General features: G+C 49.2%; 14 protein-coding genes. 2 read left to right on the top strand and 12 right to left on the bottom strand.

Going from position 1 to position 17,070, the window contains the following annotated elements:
- Positions 1-11 precede the first annotated feature (11 nt).
- From V8Q34_RS07400 to V8Q34_RS07350, 11 genes are all read right to left on the bottom strand, one after another.
- Positions 12-974: an ABC transporter permease gene (locus V8Q34_RS07400; protein ID WP_225305252.1), complete on the bottom strand. Its 963-nt coding sequence runs from the start codon at positions 972-974 to the stop codon at positions 12-14.
- 239 nt (positions 975-1,213) lie between these two features.
- Entirely contained in the window at positions 1,214-2,245 is a 1,032-nt protein-coding gene (locus tag V8Q34_RS07395; RefSeq protein WP_335835153.1) for a LacI family DNA-binding transcriptional regulator, read from the bottom strand.
- A gap of 250 nt (positions 2,246-2,495) precedes the next feature.
- The gene (locus V8Q34_RS07390; RefSeq protein ID WP_054350702.1) at positions 2,496-3,230 is read right to left on the bottom strand and encodes a response regulator transcription factor; all 735 of its coding nucleotides are present in this window, start codon (positions 3,228-3,230) and stop codon (positions 2,496-2,498) included.
- Between the two features lie 17 nt (positions 3,231-3,247).
- Entirely contained in the window at positions 3,248-4,948 is a 1,701-nt protein-coding gene (locus V8Q34_RS07385) for a sensor histidine kinase (protein ID WP_187370577.1), read from the bottom strand.
- Between the two features lie 14 nt (positions 4,949-4,962).
- Entirely contained in the window at positions 4,963-6,612 is a 1,650-nt protein-coding gene (locus V8Q34_RS07380) for an extracellular solute-binding protein (protein ID WP_103731190.1), read from the bottom strand.
- A 115-nt stretch (positions 6,613-6,727) separates the two neighbouring features.
- Positions 6,728-6,901, bottom strand: a complete 174-nt coding sequence (locus V8Q34_RS07375) for a hypothetical protein (RefSeq protein WP_156120853.1) — start codon at positions 6,899-6,901, stop codon at positions 6,728-6,730.
- Positions 6,873-8,138: an AAA family ATPase gene (locus tag V8Q34_RS07370; RefSeq protein WP_335835152.1), complete on the bottom strand. Its 1,266-nt coding sequence runs from the start codon at positions 8,136-8,138 to the stop codon at positions 6,873-6,875. The genes V8Q34_RS07375 and V8Q34_RS07370 overlap by 29 nt, the downstream gene beginning before the upstream one ends.
- A 17-nt stretch (positions 8,139-8,155) precedes the next feature.
- Positions 8,156-9,955 carry an aminopeptidase P family protein gene (locus V8Q34_RS07365; RefSeq protein WP_103731188.1) on the bottom strand — a complete coding sequence of 600 codons (1,800 nt, stop codon included), beginning with the start codon at positions 9,953-9,955 and terminating at the stop codon, positions 8,156-8,158.
- Between the two features lie 82 nt (positions 9,956-10,037).
- Positions 10,038-12,179: a Tex family protein gene (locus V8Q34_RS07360; protein WP_335835151.1), complete on the bottom strand. Its 2,142-nt coding sequence runs from the start codon at positions 12,177-12,179 to the stop codon at positions 10,038-10,040.
- A gap of 139 nt (positions 12,180-12,318) precedes the next feature.
- Positions 12,319-13,800, bottom strand: coding sequence for a xylulokinase (gene xylB / locus V8Q34_RS07355; protein WP_335835150.1), 1,482 nt, complete (start codon positions 13,798-13,800; stop codon positions 12,319-12,321).
- A gap of 162 nt (positions 13,801-13,962) precedes the next feature.
- Positions 13,963-14,676, bottom strand: coding sequence for a helix-turn-helix domain-containing protein (locus tag V8Q34_RS07350; RefSeq protein WP_081960352.1), 714 nt, complete (start codon positions 14,674-14,676; stop codon positions 13,963-13,965).
- Between the two features lie 232 nt (positions 14,677-14,908).
- Between V8Q34_RS07350 and V8Q34_RS07345 the strand changes: the two genes are divergently transcribed.
- Entirely contained in the window at positions 14,909-15,484 is a 576-nt protein-coding gene (locus V8Q34_RS07345; RefSeq protein WP_052099484.1) for a DUF4190 domain-containing protein, read from the top strand.
- Positions 15,485-15,576: 92 nt separating this feature from the next.
- Here the strand turns inward: V8Q34_RS07345 and V8Q34_RS07340 are convergent, their stop codons facing one another.
- Complete coding sequence (locus V8Q34_RS07340) at positions 15,577-16,008, bottom strand: DUF2752 domain-containing protein (protein WP_052099486.1); 432 nt, start codon at positions 16,006-16,008, stop codon at positions 15,577-15,579.
- Between the two features lie 103 nt (positions 16,009-16,111).
- On the opposite strand from V8Q34_RS07340, the gene V8Q34_RS07335 reads away from it, so the two are divergent.
- Positions 16,112-16,885 carry a DUF975 family protein gene (locus V8Q34_RS07335; RefSeq protein ID WP_052099487.1) on the top strand — a complete coding sequence of 258 codons (774 nt, stop codon included), beginning with the start codon at positions 16,112-16,114 and terminating at the stop codon, positions 16,883-16,885.
- Positions 16,886-17,070 lie beyond the last annotated feature (185 nt).

The following is a 17,070-nucleotide window of genomic DNA, read 5'->3' as shown; positions in this document are numbered from 1 at the left end:
TAACCCACCTCCTAGAATAATGCGTAATCCGGATCGATCCGTTTTACCAGCCAGTTGCTGAACATTACAAGGGCAAATCCGAAAATGGACTGGTACAGCCCCACCGCAGATGATGTTGAGAAGTTGTTCTGCGTCGTCATGGTCCTGTAAACGAATGTCTCGATAATATCCGTTGACTGGAAGAGCTGTGAGTTATTGCCCACCAGGTTCCAGAATAATCCGAAGTTTCCCTTCATGATACCGCCCAGCGCAAAGAGCAGAAGAATGATAAAGGTAGGTTTCAGGCTTGGCAGGATGATATAGCGGATTCTCTGCCAGCTTGTTGCCCCATCCACCTCGGCAGCTTCCATCATACCGGAATCAATTCCGCAGATGGCTGCAAAATAGACGACGGAACCGTATCCTGTCTGCTGCCACATCTGGCAGAAGATAATGATGAAAGGCCATATACCGGCCATACTGTAAATCTTGACCGGATCACCGCCCGTCTCGCGGAGCAGGGTGTTCAGCGCACCTGTGTCATAATTCAGGATGTTAAACGCAATGGCTCCGATCAATACTACGGAGATAAAGTACGGCAGGAACATGATCGTCTGGGATACTTTTTTAAAATATTTATTGCGCACTTCATTCAGCATAACAGCCAGCGTGATCTGCACCACATTTCCCAGAACAATAAATACCACATTATAAAGCAGGGTATTTCTGGTCAGTTTCCACAGTTCTCCTGACTGGATCAGAAATTCAAAGTTCTTCAGCCCCACAAAAGGACTTCCGAAAATCCCATCACGGAAATTATAGTTTGTAAATGCTATGTATACACCCGGCAGGGGGCAGTAATTAAAGACTATAAAAAACACCACGGCAGGAAGGCACATCAACAGCAGGGTCCTGTTATCTTTTACCTTTTTCCAGAAAGGCTTTTTCCTGCCCGCCATAACTGCTGTTCCTGTTTTATTTTTCGTTGCTTTCACATTATTCTCCTCCTCTTTTTGAAATCGGTTTCAATAAATGGCTGATTTACTGCTTTTTCTAGGTTGAACGCACGTACATTTCCTCCTATTCTTGTTATCTTTTATTACAACTGCTCCTTTGCAGCAGATGTTTTTATGTAACTCAACGAACCTCACACCCCTCTTATTGAAACCCGTTTCAATAAGATTATTATTTTACCACTGTATCCGGTGAATATCTTATGCTGTCTCTTAATCTGTTATCTCTCTGCTGTGGACTCCCTGATCATCAGCTTAGGCGGTATGAGCTGCATTTTCGGCGGATTCTTTCCCTCTATGGCCAGAATGGCAGTATCCACCAGAGTGTTTGCAAATCTGTCGTAATTATATCCCACACTTGTCAGACGCGGTGTCTCGGCCTCCGCAATAAACGTGTCGTCAAAGCTTAGAATCGAGATATCTTCCGGTATTAAAAGCCCATGGCGGCGAATCGACTGCACGATGCCCATTGCCATAAAATCGTTGATCGCGATAACTGCGGTGGGAAGCGGCTTCCCGCTGTCAAAAATCCCATCCATCACCTGCAGTCCGCACTCTACGGAATACTCCGGTGTCTCCACAATATCATCCTGAGAAAATTCGATTCCATACTTTCTCAGACAGCTTCTGTAAGTGACCCGTTTCGTATAAGTGGAATTTACATCTCTGCGGCCTCCGATGAGAGCAATCTTCTCATGCCCCAATGAGATCAGATGATCCACTGCGGTCTCCATTGCCTTCTTCTGATCTATATTAACCTGATAGCAGTCACTGCCGTCCAGTTTACCTGTGATCACCACGGGGATCGTGTCTGTGATCTGGTTGATCTTCTCCACATATTCCTCGTCTGATACCATCTCGTCCACTTTGCCTCCGATCATGATCAGTGCATCCACCCGCATCTCGATCATCTTCTGCAGGTTCTGCTCCTGAAGCTCCATATCATTCAGATAATTGCTGAGCATCAGACTGTATCCTCTCTCGTTGGCAGCCCTCTCACAGGCCACGGCAAGTGTTGCATAAAAGGGGTTTCTGATATCCGGGATCAGGAAACCCATGAGCTTCGTCTTTGTACTGCTCAGACTGCGCGCCATGGCATTCGGCCGGAAATCATACTTCTTGATCAGAGCCTCCACCTTGATCCGCTTTTCTGTGCTGACATTGGCATTGCCTGTCAAAACCCTGGAAACGGTCGCCGGGGATACTCCTGCTTCCTTTGCGATATGATAAATACTTACTCTTTCTTTTCCCATTGTCTCACCTGTTCATATATTATTAATAGGTAACTGCCGGATACCTTTTCGGGCCATGGCATATTATGTTCAGTATAATATATGAAACCGATTTCTACAAGAAAAATCTTTTCGCTTGCTGCTTTGTCATATTCACCAATCGATTTATCTATATTATAAAGTGTGAATCACAATATGCACATGTAAATATTTTTTTATTTTGGTACTTTTTTTGGTTCCCGGTAAAAATATTGTCATAATTTGTCCATTCCTACAGATTCTTCCTGTATTTGCTGGGGGAGATTCCTGTGTTTTTCTTAAACACTTTAATAAAATAGAAGTAATCGTTGTATCCCGTCTGCTCTGCAATGGACTCCACGGAGAGACTTTCATCCGCCAGCAGTTCCTTTGCCTTCTGGATACGTTTTGAGGTAATGTATTCCGAGAAGGAGAGGCCAAGCTCTGCCTTTAACTGGCTGCTCAGATAGCCTGTACTGATTCCGTGTGCTTCCGCCAGACCGGAGAGTGTGATGTTTTCCGTATATCTCTCCTGTATCTCCCGGATTATCTGATTCATCATTGAGGAGTTGATGGGTTCCTCCGGGGCAGTCTCCTCCTCCTCTCCTCGCTCCCGTCTGAAGGCGGCAAGCAGCCTTATCAGAACCTGGTTTAATTTCTCCTGTTCCACCGGTTTCAGCAGATAGTCAAAAGACCCCATTCTGAGCGCGGACTGGGCGTACTCAAACTCCGCATAGCCGCTGATGAAGATCACCTTCACAGCGATTCCTTTTTCCCTGAGCTTTTCCAGTAACTGCAGGCCGTTCAGTCCCGGCATGCGGATATCCGTTATCAGAATGTCAGGCTTTTTCTCCAAAATTTCCTCCATGGCCGCCACCCCATTGTTCGCCTCACCGATCACCTGAAACGGCAGCCCTGATTTCTCAATCTGCTTTTTCAGACCGATCACTACCCATGTTTCATCATCTGCCAGATAAATCCTGTACATATTCCCTTCTCCTTTCTTCAAACAGGCTCAAGCTCATCCGGTATTATAATTGTGATCCTGGTTCCTTCTCCCAGTCTGCTCTCGATCTGAAAGACCACATCATCCCCGTAAAACAGTTTCAGCCTCTGATAGATATTGGCCACCCCGATTCCCTTCTGTCCCGTGGGTCTGCTGTCCAGGTTATCACGCATCCACACAAGCCTTGCCGGTTCAATCCCACAGCCGTTGTCCTCCACCACAAACATAATATGGTCCTCTCCATGCATGTGTATGGATACATTCACCTCTCCATCCTCCAGCTTCTGTTCCAGGCCGTGGAACACTGCATTTTCCACAAGAGGCTGCAGCATGAGTTTGATCACCCGCTTTTCCTTCACCGCGTCCTCCATCTCAATGTCCACATCAATCTTTCCCATGAAACGGTAATCTATGATCTTGGCATACTCCCGTATATAGCTGACTTCCTCCTCCACACTGACAATGTTCTCTCCTTTTACGGCAAAGCGGAAAACCTTGGACAGCGCCATGGTGATCTCCGCAATGTCATCCACCTCATAGTAAAGCGCCATAGAGCAGATGCATTCAAAGGTATTATACAGAAAATGAGGATTGATCTGATTGCGGTAAGCCAGGACCTGAAGCTGCTTTTTGGCGATCTCCGCCTCGTACATTCTCCTCTGGGACTCCTGGATCTCCTGATTCATTTTCTGCCTGGCATCCAGCATATGGTTCAGGCTTTGCACCACCGTGCCGATCTCATCCTCCCTGCCGATCTCCATTCTCTCCTCCGGCCTGTCTACTATCTTCTGGATAAACAGGTCAACCTGGTGAAGAGGCCCCACAAACCGCTTATAGCAGAACCATACCAGCAGTATCAGCAGCGCAAATGCCAGCACATAGGCTATGGTCACGAATTTCTTGCCGTCATCCATGCTGCTGTTCATTTCACTCTCCGGTATGCGGCTGACCACTTTCCACCCGTCCATGCGTACACTGCGCACTTTTACATAGAATTCGTCCGTGCTCCTCATCATACTTCTGTCCAGTTCTTCCAGGCCGTTGTTCCCTCTGGACGCTATGATCTGGTTGTTTCCGTCAAGCAGAAACACCTGTGTATTCTCTGTGGCCTGGGAATCCTCCAGAAGCCCGGACAGATTATCTGTCCGCATCATCATAACGCACATTCCGGTCTGAATGCCGTACTGCCTGTTGTTCAGATCATAGACGGGAAAATAAACCGTATAAAAGGGAACCCCCGCCTGATTCAGATAAAATATATCGCCAAATTCCATCTGCTTCTTCAGCGATTGGACAAAATCCGGGTTATCTGCCGCCTTTCCCATGGCAGCAATCTGATTCAAAGAAGTATCATAGAGATAGATCCCGGCTATGTCACTTTCCAGTAAAACCGTGTTGGAAAATATCTCTGACAGATCCTCTGAGACCATGACTCTTGCCACCGGGTCCATGGTAAAATAATCGTATGTTGTGGGCGCATAGGCCATGGATGTTGCCACATGGTTCAGTGTATCATGGAAATCCTCCATTTTTCCTTCTACCTGGAGCAGTATCTTATCGTTTAGGTCTATGGTCCGGTCCCGCAGTATCTTGCCGGAATAGCTGTCGGTAACCGCGTAGGCTGCCAGTAAAAAGAACATAATAAGAGCAGTGAACGCGATAAGCTGAAGCCACAGACTGTCCTTTAATCTCTTCCTCATTGCTGTTCTCTCCCTCATTCCACGTTTACTTTCTCTATTCTACCGCCGTATTCCCGGCAGTTTTTCTGATATATCTCATTCTTATAGGCGTCCAATGTCTCAATCCCCATACGCTTCAGAGTCTCTGTCATCTCGCTGTACCGGGCCGCTGCCTCCTCCCGGCTCCCTGCCAGGATAATACGCGGTATCTGTTCTTTTTCATAGGCTCTGATCTTTGCATCCAATATCCCTTCGTCACTCTCCGGAGGAATATCTTCTGCGGTTAAAGGGAGCAGGGACTCATCATAGGACACGGTCCTGTCATGACTGCCAAAGGCTGTATATACCTCTTTTTCCGCTGCCGTACTGCTGTCCTCCTCCGGTTCGGGCAGTATGCTTCTCTCCCAGGAAAAATTATCGAACATCCACCAGGCTCCCTGCCCGGTCTGTCCGTAATCAAGAGACGCGGCTTCCCCTTTTTCACTCTGTACCACATAGCCGTCATCATCCAGGCGGTAATCGCTGCCTTCGTATCCAAAGCTCCAGAACAGCAGTCCCTCATCGCTGGTCATATAATCGATCCATGCCGCTACCTGTTCCGGGTTTCTGCAGTCTTTTGATACAAATGTGCTCAGCCAGCCTGTAGGTGCTCTCAGATTTTTGCCCAGCACCGGTGTCTCCCCCCCGGAGGATAAGACAGGGCCTGAGGAAACCCATTTTGTAAAATCAATCCCGCTGTTGGCTACATTTCCTATGAAACAGAACACGTTTCCGCCAGCCATCAGGCTCTTTATCTTGGTATTTTCATAGGTAAGCTGTTCCGGGGCTGCATAGCCGTTCCGTATGGCTTCATTTAAAAACAGCAGTGCATGCTCTGCCTGAGGCTGCAGCAGGATATCCCGGTAGTTTCCATTTTCATCCACCCGTTCGGCGCCAAAGGTATATTCCAGGAATTTCACTGTGGGGTCAATGTAGCCTTTTCCGTCCACCAGAAGAGGGATCACTGCTTCTCCGTCCACATCCAGATGCATATTTTTCATTTTATCCCAGGCTGCCAGAACCTGCTCCTCTGTCTGTACCTCTTCCACGGTGAGTCCTGCTTTCTCCAAAAGCTCCCTGTTCCAGATGATTGCGTTATTGTCATTATAATTGGTCCAGTCCTCGTAAAACTTTGAACTCGGCTTCCAGATCTTTCTGGAATCCTGGGAATTCATATGGGATGGATAGGCATACCAGCCCCCGTCCCGTTTGATCAGCTCTCTCTTAATATCCTCCGGAAATGATTTCAGAAGATGGGACTCCGGGCAGTAACGCTTTAAAAACTCTTCCAGATCCCAGACTTTCCCTGATGTGATGAGCTGGCTGATCGTGGTCTCATTGGTAAGGGAGATGATATCCGGCAGATCATCGTTGAGAAGCATCAGGCTGAGCTGGGCATCCGCGTTCTGGGGTGGTACGGTAATGTCCAGGGCAAGGCCCGTCTTTTCGGTAATATCCCCGGTGATGGTTCCCTCCTCTGTGCTCCAGGAAGGAGGTTCCCAGAAATTCACATCACAGAACAGGGAGGCTCTGGCATAGGAATCTTCTCCCTCTTCTGTAACTGTAGGATTCTGCTCTGCGCCGCACCCGGAAAGCAGGATAAGGCCTGCTGACAGGGTGATCAAAAGTAACTCTCGTATTTTCATCTTTTCCTCCAGGTGGTGACACATACCTGTACCGTTTTGGTGGTTGGGCGACGGTACAGGGTTCTTAAAAAACGCCTATATCCATAACCAAATACAGATATAAGCGTTTTATGCTCTACTTCATTTCCCACATCGCTTCCACACTTTTTCCACGGTGTGCCAGTCCGATGCACAGCACACTGCCCTCCAGTCCAAAGGTATAGTGCCTCCGGTCAATCTGCTCCAAAGCTTTCGCTGCCAGGCATTTCAGATCACAGGATTCATCCTTTGTGTACTTGGCGCAGTGCACCGAATAGATTGCTGAAAGAACCTTCCTGTATCTGCAATGCGTATTCTGTCAGGCCGATAAAAGCTGATCTTACCTCTTTGTTCGGTATGCGTATCTGATAATATCCCGGATCCAGCCGTTTTACGATCGTGATCATTCCCGAATTCAGCAAAAGCCCCCACAGTGAGGATGTACCGGGCATTTCATAAAATGAATTCTCTGGCTGAACCGAGGCTGTCAGCGTTCCTGTCTCAATCAGCTTATCATAATTCCTGAAAAACAGTTTATCGCATTGTTCCATTGCTGATCGGATCATTTTATTCTCGCTCGTATTAACCCAGTAGGGTTCCAGTATCCTGCGCTGTGCATAATTGAGAACAGACCAGGGATTATAGATATCTACTCCGGAAAAGGAATATCCGTTATACATTGCCTTCACTTCATCATCCAGTTCCAGACCGTAATAATGCAGAAGAGATACTGTTTCCGCAGTCGTAAATCCAAAACAATCAGCAAATTCAGGATCCTTGACCGTACAAACAAGAAGATTGTTCAGACCGGAGAAGATATTTTCTTTTGCCACGCTCTGAATCCCTGTGAGCAGTGACAGGTGCAGGTACTCGTTGCCCTTCAGTGCAGAAGACAGCATAACTGCAAGTTCACTGTGCACCTCCTGATAAAAGCCGTTAATATGCGCCTCCAAAAACGGGGTATCATACTCATCGATCAGAAGGATCACAGGTCTCTCATAATAATTACAGGCGGTCTTTGATAGAAAATACAGTGCATTGTCTATTCCTGACAGACTTCCCGTATTATAATCCAGCAGTTCCTGAAGTGTCCTCTCATATATCACCTGTTCAATATGGGGAAGATGGGTAAATATACAGGAAAACCTCTGGTATTCAGCCAGCAGTGCAAGTTTTACCTGTTTTACCAGTAATTTTCTATTGCCTTTTGCATCCTTAAAGGATAAGAAAATCACAGGATACTGATTCATTTCCTTTGCAAAACAGGTCTGCATAATTTCTGTATTTTCAAAAATCCCTTCTGAGCTTTTTGTAATATCCAAAAATTCTGCCAGCATAGACATATTCAGCGTCTTTCCAAATCTGCGCGGACGCGTGATCAGAGTGACCTCTGCCCCACGCCTCAAAAATTCGCTTATCATACGTGTTTTGTCTACATAGTAGTAATTATACTCCCTGATCTTGCGGTAATCCTGTATGCCAAGTGCAATATCCTTTACCGGTCCCATAATCTCACCTCAATCCCTTAAATCTCAGCCGTAGCCTCCCTCAGCCACTCACGCTCCTCCTCACTGTCAAGAAGCGGCGCTATGGTTTCATACACATGTTTGTGGTAGGCGTTCAGCCATTTCAGTTCCTCCTGGCCGAGAAGTTCCGGAAGAATGGCTTCCCGCTCAAAGGGAACCAGTGTCACGACCTCGAATTCCATGAACTGACCGTAGGCATTCTTCCCGCCCTTGCGGCACATGAGCAGATTTTCACAGCGGATGCCGTATCTGCCTTCCAGGTACAGTCCCGGTTCGTCGGAAATCAGGACGCCCTCCTCCAGTGGTACATAGCCGCCCGGACGGATGGCGCTGTTCCAGTTGATGTTCTGGGGTCCCTCGTGTACGTTCAGCAGGAATCCCACACCGTGTCCTGTGCCGTGGTTGAAGTCAAGACCTCTTTCCCACAGAGGGCCTCTTGCCAGACAGTCCAGATGGGCACCGCCCATTCCATACATGAATTTTGCAGTTGCAAGACGGATATTTCCCTTGAGCACCAGTGTGAAATGCTCCTTCTGCTCCTGTGTCAGCGCTCCAACCGCAATGGTCCTTGTGATATCTGTGGTCCCCTGCCAGTACTGTCCGCCGGAGTCAATGAGGAAGAATCCTTCCGGCTCCACTTTGGCGCAGGCATCTTTTGTGGGCGCATAATGGCACATGGCTGCATTAGGGCCGTAGGCACAGATGGTGCCAAAGCTCAGATCCAGGAAATCAGGGTCCTGGGCACGCAGCTCGTAGCTCTTTTCTGCCGCGCTGTATTCTGTGATCTCCTCTTTCCCCACATTCTGTTTCAGCCAGTAAATGAATCTGCACATGGCCTTTGCATCCTTGATATGGGCTTTGCGCACATTTTCCTGCTCCACCTGATTTTTCATGGCCTTCATGGGCTTGGATGGATTTATGCAGTTCACAGTCTTAACGCCGGACGGAATGTTTTCAAAGAGAGTATAGTTGACAACTGCCTCATCCAGCAGCACGGTATTTTCCTCAGCAAACTTCTTCACATCCTCATATACCTGATAATACGGACGGATCGTGATTCCCGCTTTCTCCAGTTCACTGCGGATCTCAGCGGAAACAGCCTCCTCCTGCACATAGAAGAATACATCCTTCTCTGTGAGGATCACATAGGAGAGGATCACGGGATTGCATTCAATATCATTACCTCTGATATTCAGAAGCCATGCAATATCGTCCAGACTGGAGAGAAGATGGATGTCAGCGCCGTTTTCTCTCATGATGCTGCGGACATCTGCCAGTTTTTCTTCTCTGGATCTGCCCACATATTTCACATCCACAAGAAATGCCTGCTCTTTTGACATTTCCGGTCTGTCATTCCAGATTCTACCTCCCAGGTCATCCTGGCACAGAAAACGGCCCTGTTTCTTTTCCATCATTTCCGCGTAAGCCTTTCCCTGGCTGACGCTGATGGTCCTTCCGTCACATCCCAGGCAGCTGCCCTGCAGAAGATTTTTTTCCAGGAACTCGTCCACTGTGGGGACGCCCTCCTCCCTCATCTTCATAAGGGTCACTCCGGTGCCCTCCAGCTCTTTGCCCGCCTGGATAAAATACCGTCCGTCTGTCCAGAGATACGCGCTGTCCTTTGTCACCACCAGGGTTCCCGCGGAACCGGTGAATCCTGACAGCCAGGCCCGCACTTTAAAGTATGCTCCCACATACTCAGACTGGTGAAAATCCGCGGTGGATACCAGATACATGTCCATGCCCGCTGCTGCCATTTCTTCCTGCAGCTTTTCAATCCTTACTCTGTTTGCATTCATTCTCGACGCTTCCTTTCTGTTTTCCTCAGATTTTACTGTTCACTCCATGTCCTGCAGTACAGCCACGTGTAAGAAGTAATTCTCAGATACCTTTCATGGTAAGGGAAATTCTCTTCTTTTTCAAGTCCACACTGAGCACTTTCACATCCACCACGTCACCTACGCTGACTGCCTCAAGCGGATGTTTGATAAAGCGCTCTGTCATCTCGGAAATATGCACCAGACCGTCCTGATGCACACCTATATCCACAAATGCTCCGAAATCGATCACGTTTCTCACCGTTCCTTTGAGGACCATGCCCTCTCTCAGATCCTTCATATCCAGGACATCTGTGCGCAGCACAGGTTTCGGCATCTCCTCACGGGGATCACGTCCCGGCTTGGTGAGCTCTTTTACAATGTCCCGCAGGGTCATCTCACCCACGCCCAGCTTTTCCGCCATCTTTTTGTAGTCTTTCACATAATATACCGCATTGCCGCCAAAGATATCCGCAGGCTTCATTCCCATACTGTCCAGGAATTTTTCTGCTGCTTCATAGCTCTCGGGATGGACACTGGTGGCATCCAGAGGATTCTTCCCGCCTGTGATGCGCAGGAAGCCGGCACACTGCTCAAAGGCTTTCGGCCCCAGCTTGGCTACTTTTAAAAGCTGTTTTCTGTCCTCAAAACGGCCGTTTTCCTCCCTGTAGGTCACGATATTTTTCGCGATGGCTTTGCTGACGCCGGACACGTATTCCAAAAGCGATACAGAGGCGGTGTTCAGATCCACGCCCACCTTATTTACACAGTCCTCCACAACGCCGGACAGGGCTTCGCCCAGCTTCTTCTGGTTCATGTCATGCTGATACTGACCTACACCGATGGACTTCGGATCGATCTTCACCAGCTCTGCCAGAGGGTCCTGAAGGCGTCTGGCAATGGATGCGGCACTTCTCTGTCCCACATCGAAGTTGGGGAATTCCTCTGTAGCCAGTTTGCTGGCAGAGTACACGGAGGCTCCGGCCTCGTTGGTGATGACATAGTGCACGTTCTCGGTTATCTCCTTCAGCATTTCCACGATCACCTGCTCAGACTCTCTGGAAGCGGTGCCGTTGCCCAGGGAGATCAGTGTGATGTTGTATTTGCGGATGAGTTTTTTCACAGTCTCTTTTGCCGCGGTGATTTTGGCCGGGGTTGTGGGGGCTGTGGGATAGACAACTACCGTGTCCAGCACTTTTCCGGTGGGGTCTACCACTGCCAGCTTACAGCCGGTACGGAAGGCCGGGTCCCATCCAAGGACGACCTGTCCTACAATAGGAGGCTGCATGAGGAGCTGTTCCAGGTTCTTCTTGAACACCTTGATCGCTCCGTCCTCTGCCTTCTCTGTCATATCATTGCGGATCTCCCTCTCAATGGCAGGGCCAATCAGACGGCTGTAGCTGTCCTCCACCACGTCCCTTAAAACAGGTGTGGTGTTGGGGTTACTGCGGGTGATCACCTGTTTTTCCAGGTAGCGGATGATATCCTCTGTGGGAGCTTCAATTTTCACGGTGAGGATTTTTTCCTTCTCCCCGCGGTTCAGGGCCAGGACTCTGTGGCCCGCCACCTTTGCAATAGGCTCCTCATACTCATAGTACATCTCATAGACAGATGATTCCTTCGGGTTCTTGGCAGCGGAAACCACCCTTCCCTTCTTCACCGTCATATCCCTGATGCGGATTCGGTAGTCCGCCTCATCGGAAATGCTCTCTGCCACTATGTCTTTTGCCCCTGCAATGGCATCCTGCGGGGTTTTGACCTCTTTTTCCTCGGATAAGAATGCCTTTGCTTCCTCTTCCAGGGACTTGTCTGTCATCTGCAGCAAAATGATATTTGCCAGGGGTTCCAGGCCTTTTTCCTTGGCAATGGTGGCTCTTGTGCGGCGCTTCGGACGATACGGGCGGTACAGGTCCTCCACGACCACCAGGGTCTGGGCTGCCAGGATCTGCTTCTTCAGCTCCTCTGTCAGTTTGCCCTGCTCCTCAATGCTGGCGAGCACCTGGGTCTTCTTATCCTCCAGGTTCCGCAGGTAATTCAGGCGTTCGTACAGATTTCTCAGCACCTCGTCATTCAGCGCGCCGGTGGCCTCCTTACGGTAACGGGAAATAAACGGTATGGTGTTTCCCTCATCTATCAGTTTAACGGCAGCTTCCACCTGCCACTTCTCCACTTTCAGTTCTTCTGTCAATGCTAAAATGATATCCATGTATTTCTCCTTTTTTCCTTGGTAACAATTCAGACAAACTGAACTGTTACTTTCCTTGATCCAAACCCGGCAGCTGTTCAGCCAATTGAACCGCTTACCGGCCGGTACTATAACACCTTATCAATAGGAAGGGGATTTGTCAAGAAAACAGCGTTTCATTCTTCTGATACAGCTCCTGAAAACGTGCAAAACATTCCCGGTATATTTTAACACGCTCCTTGTCAGGAACCGTCACCTCTGTCCCCGGACGCAGCAGTGCACGGCACGCCTCCTCGTAGGAGGAAAACGCACCGCAGCCCACTGCAGCGGTCATGGCAGCGCCCACACAGGCCTGTTCCGCCTCCCCTGCCGTGTGGATCTCCGCCTCAAATACATCTGCCTGGATTTCTCTGAAAAGCCGTCCCCTGGCACCGCCTCCGGATGCTGTCACCCTGTCAAACCGGATGCCCATGCCTTTGAATATCTCCAGGGATTCCTTCAGTCCGAAGATCACACCCTCCATGGTGCTCCGTATCAGATGCTCCCGGCTGTGATACAGACTCATGCCGAAATAGATTCCCCGCGCATTTGGATCATTATAGGGGCAGCGCTCCCCGCTGAGATAAGGAAGAAAAAGAAGCCCGTCACTTCCCGCAGGTGCTGTCTCGGCAAGGTCTGCCATCTCCCCAAAGTCTGACATATGCAGTATGTTGTCCCGAAGCCATTTCAGCGCCACGCCTCCGGTCAGGGAGGAACCCTGTATCTCCCACAGTCCGCTGCCTGTATGGCAGAAGGTATTGGTCCTGAATTCTGTGTCGTGTATGGGTCTGTCCAGGGCACAGGCCACCTGGCTTGCGGTCCCGATATTACAGGAGAGTATCCCCGGCCTGATGATTCCGTTTCCGGCGAGCTGCATCATGGAATCGCCGCCTCCTAAAAATAAAGGGGTTCCCTCTGCAAGCCCCGTTTCCCGGGAACAGGAACCGCTGACGCGGCCTGCCTGCTCATAAGATTCCCCGCAGAAGGGAAACATTTCCCGCCTCAGGCCCAGTTTGTCGATCAGCTCCCAGGCCCACTGTCTTTTTTCCACCTCAAATATGCCTGTGGAGGAGGCATCCGTCACATCTGTGGCGATCTCACCGCACATGCGGAACCGGATATAGTCTTTTGGCAGCATGATACGGGCGGTTTCCGCATACCGCTGCGGCTCATTCTCCCTCATCCAGAGCAGGGATGCGATGAGAAATCCTGTACAGGGTGTGTTTAAGGTAGTCCTCTTCCACTCCTTCTCAGATATGGTATCCCAGATATGCCCTATGGCATCCCCGGAGCGCTGGTCTGCCCAGATAATGGCGTCCCGCACCGGCTTTCCGTTCTTATCCACTGCCACCATGCCGTGCATCTGCCCGGAAAAGCTGATACCCCGGATATGAGCCGCGGCCTCCGGATATTTTCCAAGCAGTGCCGCTATGCTCTGCCTTGTCCGCTGCCAGAGATATTCCATATCCTGCTCTGCCTCACAGGGTGAGTGTTTCCTGATGTCATATCCTGCCGACTCTGTGCCCGCCACAGTACCGTCGGCGCCCAGAAGCATGACTTTTACACTGGAAGTGCCCAGGTCTATTCCGCAATAGTATTCCATTTATAACCTCCCATTTTTATCCGGTATACGGAACCGTTACTTTTATTTATCATATCATGCGTCATACGAAATGGAAAGAAAATCTGCTTCATCAGAAGAAACATGGCGAAATGCGCTTCCGGATACGGAAGGAGCAGCAACATATAAAAAAAGGCGGAGGATCTATTTCGATCTCCCGCCCGGTCTGCATTCCCACAGGCCGCATCCCTTCCGGATAAATGCCTCCAGTTCCTTCTGCAGTTCTTCTTCAAATTCTTCCCATATAAGGTTCAAGCTGGACAGGTTGACCACGTCCTCCTCCAGTATGATGGACGGCAGGTAGCCCAGGTTCTCATAGAGCGCAGCCACCACCTCGGCGCTTGCCCTGGTATTTCCTTTTTCAATCTCCCTGTAGCGCTTCACGCTCACATCCAGCGCCTCTGCCATCTCGCCCTGGGTCATTTCATTTGCCATGCGGATTCTGTACCAAACCGTATGTTCTGAAGTATGGGGGAAGACCTGATACCTCAGAAGCTCAATTTCCCTGGTGCAGCGCACCGCCGCACTTCCTCCGATCTGTGCGTTTTCCATTCCCTGCTGTATGGTCCACACGATAAGCTGAAGCAGCTCCGCCTTTTTCTCCCTGCCGCAGGCTTCCATCAAATCATCCAGGACTGTGCGTGGACTTTTTATACCGGAGACCAGGTAATCTACATCAATGCCGTTCATATCCAGATTATGCAGCTCCTCACCGGAGATGATCTTCTTTCCGTTCTCCACCTTGCTGTAATGACTCTGCGTAATTCCCATGACACTGCCCATGCTCTCCTGGCTCATGTTCTGCATTTTCCTGTACGCATTCAACCGATTTAACAATTTATCATAAGCACTGCTCATGGTTCATCCATTCCTCACTTTACATATCGCGCATCGGATAGTTCCATGTTCAATTGTAAAGTGTTTTATCCTGCCCTTTTATATCCTATTTGTGACTACCGCTTATATTTTCCAGCAGCTGTGTACAGTAACCCAGTCTTGCCCAATTCTCCTATCCGTGATAGAATGTAGTTTGACAAACGAGAAAAATGTAATGATACAATTGAAAATACATGAAATGAGGTTTGATTATATGAATAATCCTTATGACGAAAATAACCAGCAGATGGGATACGGACAGGAACCCTCACAGGGGCCGGTCATCTACCCGGAACCGCCGGCAGAGCATATCTATCAAGGCAGTCCCGGTTTTGCCTCCGCCTCCCTCTCCATGGGAATCCTCTCCCTGGTATCCATGTGCTGTTTTCCGCCTCTGGCACTTCTGTTCGGAGGACTTGGCATTTTATTCGGTGTGATATCTAAGGGCACGTATGCACGTCCCGGTAATGCGAAGGCCGGTATGGCGCTTTCCTCCGCCGGAATTGCTATTGTGGCTGCCATTATACTTTTCTTTGCGTCCACCATGCTTTCCACTGTGGAAGGGCGCACTTTTGTCAGCCAGTATCTGCATATACTGACTCATCCGGAGCAGTATACAGAGGATGACATTTATAACTTCCTGCAGGATTATCTGTACCGCAACACCAATCCGGGCGGCGGTTCTTATGATAACAGCACTTCCCCCTACGGTGGAGAAGACCTGCCTGATTCCGGCGGGGACCAGGATCACTATTATCCGGCACCGGATGAGGGTGATAATTTTATCTGATGAAATTGTTTGCATGAAAAAGCGTCTGACCGGAGCCTGCTCCGATGCCGGACGCTTTTACAATATGTAACTGTTCCGTACCTTCACAGTTACTACAGGATATCAATTCCCCATATCAGTTTCAGGAGATTCCGCACTACCCACTGTATCAGTATGATGGCGGCTGCTAAATAGAGATACAGGTCGCGGTACCGCATCCCCGCCGCCAGCTTTCCCCTGGTCAGATATTCTATTGTATGTGTGATCATGTACCAGCCATAGATGACGGCCGTGTACAGCACCACAGGATGGCAGAGAAAGGATTTCACGATTTTTCCCTGCAGAAGGGCAGCACAGGCTCTGGTGCCCCCGCAGCCCGGACAGTAGTAACCTGTCAGCTCCCGAAAGACGCAGGGAAGAGAAAAGATTTTCATCTGCATATGTAAACCCTTTGTGATCCCCAGAAGAAGTACTGCTGCTGCGAGCAGCATCCATCCCAGGATATAGAGGCTTTTTTCTTCTTTTTTACTCATTCGCGGTTCCATTTTACCCTCTTGTAACCTCGTTTAGTTATGTTATAATAGTCATGACAACGTGCCGGAACAGCCGGCCATTTCCTTAAATACGAAAGAATGGAGATTTTATTTTATGAAAAGAAATTCTGCTGCTATAAAGCTTATCGCCCGTGAAAATCTCTCCGGAAGATACGGCACTCCCATGGCTGCACTGCTTCTGATGGTTCTGTGCAGTCTTCTGCCTTCCATGCTGATCGTGAACACCATGAGCACTGCCACCGTTCTGGGGATCGTGACTACACAGCTCCTGAACTATATGGTCTCCCTGCTGGTAGCGGTTGTGGGCGCGGGTTATGCCAAGCTGATGCTCAATATCAGCCGTCAGGAGCCGTTCGCGGTGAAGGACCTGTTCTTTGCCTTCTCCCATCACCCTGACCGTTTTATCATCGTACATCTGATCCTTCTGGTGATACAGTTTGTCTTTGCCCTGCCCTTTGACCTTCCGAATTATCTGAATAAGAATATGTCTGACAACGGGGTTCTGCTCCTTATGCTATTCGGCAGTCTGGCGAATATGGTTGTGAACATGATACTGGGCCTGTTCTTCGGCCTTGCAGACTATCTGCTCCTCGACAACACCGAGATGAGTGCCATGGAAGCAATGAAGGAAAGCCTGCGGCTTATGAAGGGAAACAAAGGACGCCTTCTCTGCATGGACTTAAGCTTCATTCCTCTTATGCTGCTGTGTGTGCTCTCCTGCTATGTGGGATTTCTGTGGCTGACACCATATATGAGGGCCGCCGGTACTGTATTCTACATGGATGTGACCGGAGAACTGGATGCTCCCAGACCGGAACCTGCCCCACAGCCAAATGACAGCTTCAGCAATCCTTTTGGGCGCTATTAGGCTCTCTGCAGACAGGCGGGCTTATGGTATATATCATACCGCTGATTTCGGAAGATAGCAATATTTATCAAATTTATTCTCTGAATAGCAATTTTTGCCTGTAGGCAGTGTTGTCTGCATGGATGGTTATATTCGGTACACGGACAAAAGCGTGAGATCCTGGTTGTGGTCTCACGCTTTTTTTA

Source organism: Blautia sp. JLR.GB0024, assembly GCF_037000545.1.
GTDB classification, from domain to species: Bacteria; Bacillota; Clostridia; order Lachnospirales; family Lachnospiraceae; genus Blautia; species Blautia celeris.
Note: the sequence above shows the minus strand (reverse complement) of the source record. Positions and strands in the feature narration are given on the sequence as shown.

Coding starts and splice junctions, on each gene's coding strand:
- V8Q34_RS07370 (WP_335835152.1), bottom strand. CDS start 8,138: ATGGGACCGGTAAAGGATATTGCACTTGGCATACAGGATTACCGCAAG.
- V8Q34_RS07380 (WP_103731190.1), bottom strand. CDS start 6,612: ATGAAAATACGAGAGTTACTTTTGATCACCCTGTCAGCAGGCCTTATC.
- V8Q34_RS07350 (WP_081960352.1), bottom strand. CDS start 14,676: ATGAGCAGTGCTTATGATAAATTGTTAAATCGGTTGAATGCGTACAGG.
- V8Q34_RS07335 (WP_052099487.1), top strand. CDS start 16,112: ATGAAAAGAAATTCTGCTGCTATAAAGCTTATCGCCCGTGAAAATCTC.
- V8Q34_RS07390 (WP_054350702.1), bottom strand. CDS start 3,230: ATGTACAGGATTTATCTGGCAGATGATGAAACATGGGTAGTGATCGGT.
- V8Q34_RS07340 (WP_052099486.1), bottom strand. CDS start 16,008: ATGGAACCGCGAATGAGTAAAAAAGAAGAAAAAAGCCTCTATATCCTG.
- V8Q34_RS07395 (WP_335835153.1), bottom strand. CDS start 2,245: ATGGGAAAAGAAAGAGTAAGTATTTATCATATCGCAAAGGAAGCAGGA.
- V8Q34_RS07360 (WP_335835151.1), bottom strand. CDS start 12,179: ATGGATATCATTTTAGCATTGACAGAAGAACTGAAAGTGGAGAAGTGG.
- V8Q34_RS07385 (WP_187370577.1), bottom strand. CDS start 4,948: ATGAGGAAGAGATTAAAGGACAGTCTGTGGCTTCAGCTTATCGCGTTC.
- V8Q34_RS07345 (WP_052099484.1), top strand. CDS start 14,909: ATGAATAATCCTTATGACGAAAATAACCAGCAGATGGGATACGGACAG.
- xylB (WP_335835150.1), bottom strand. CDS start 13,800: ATGGAATACTATTGCGGAATAGACCTGGGCACTTCCAGTGTAAAAGTC.
- V8Q34_RS07365 (WP_103731188.1), bottom strand. CDS start 9,955: ATGAATGCAAACAGAGTAAGGATTGAAAAGCTGCAGGAAGAAATGGCA.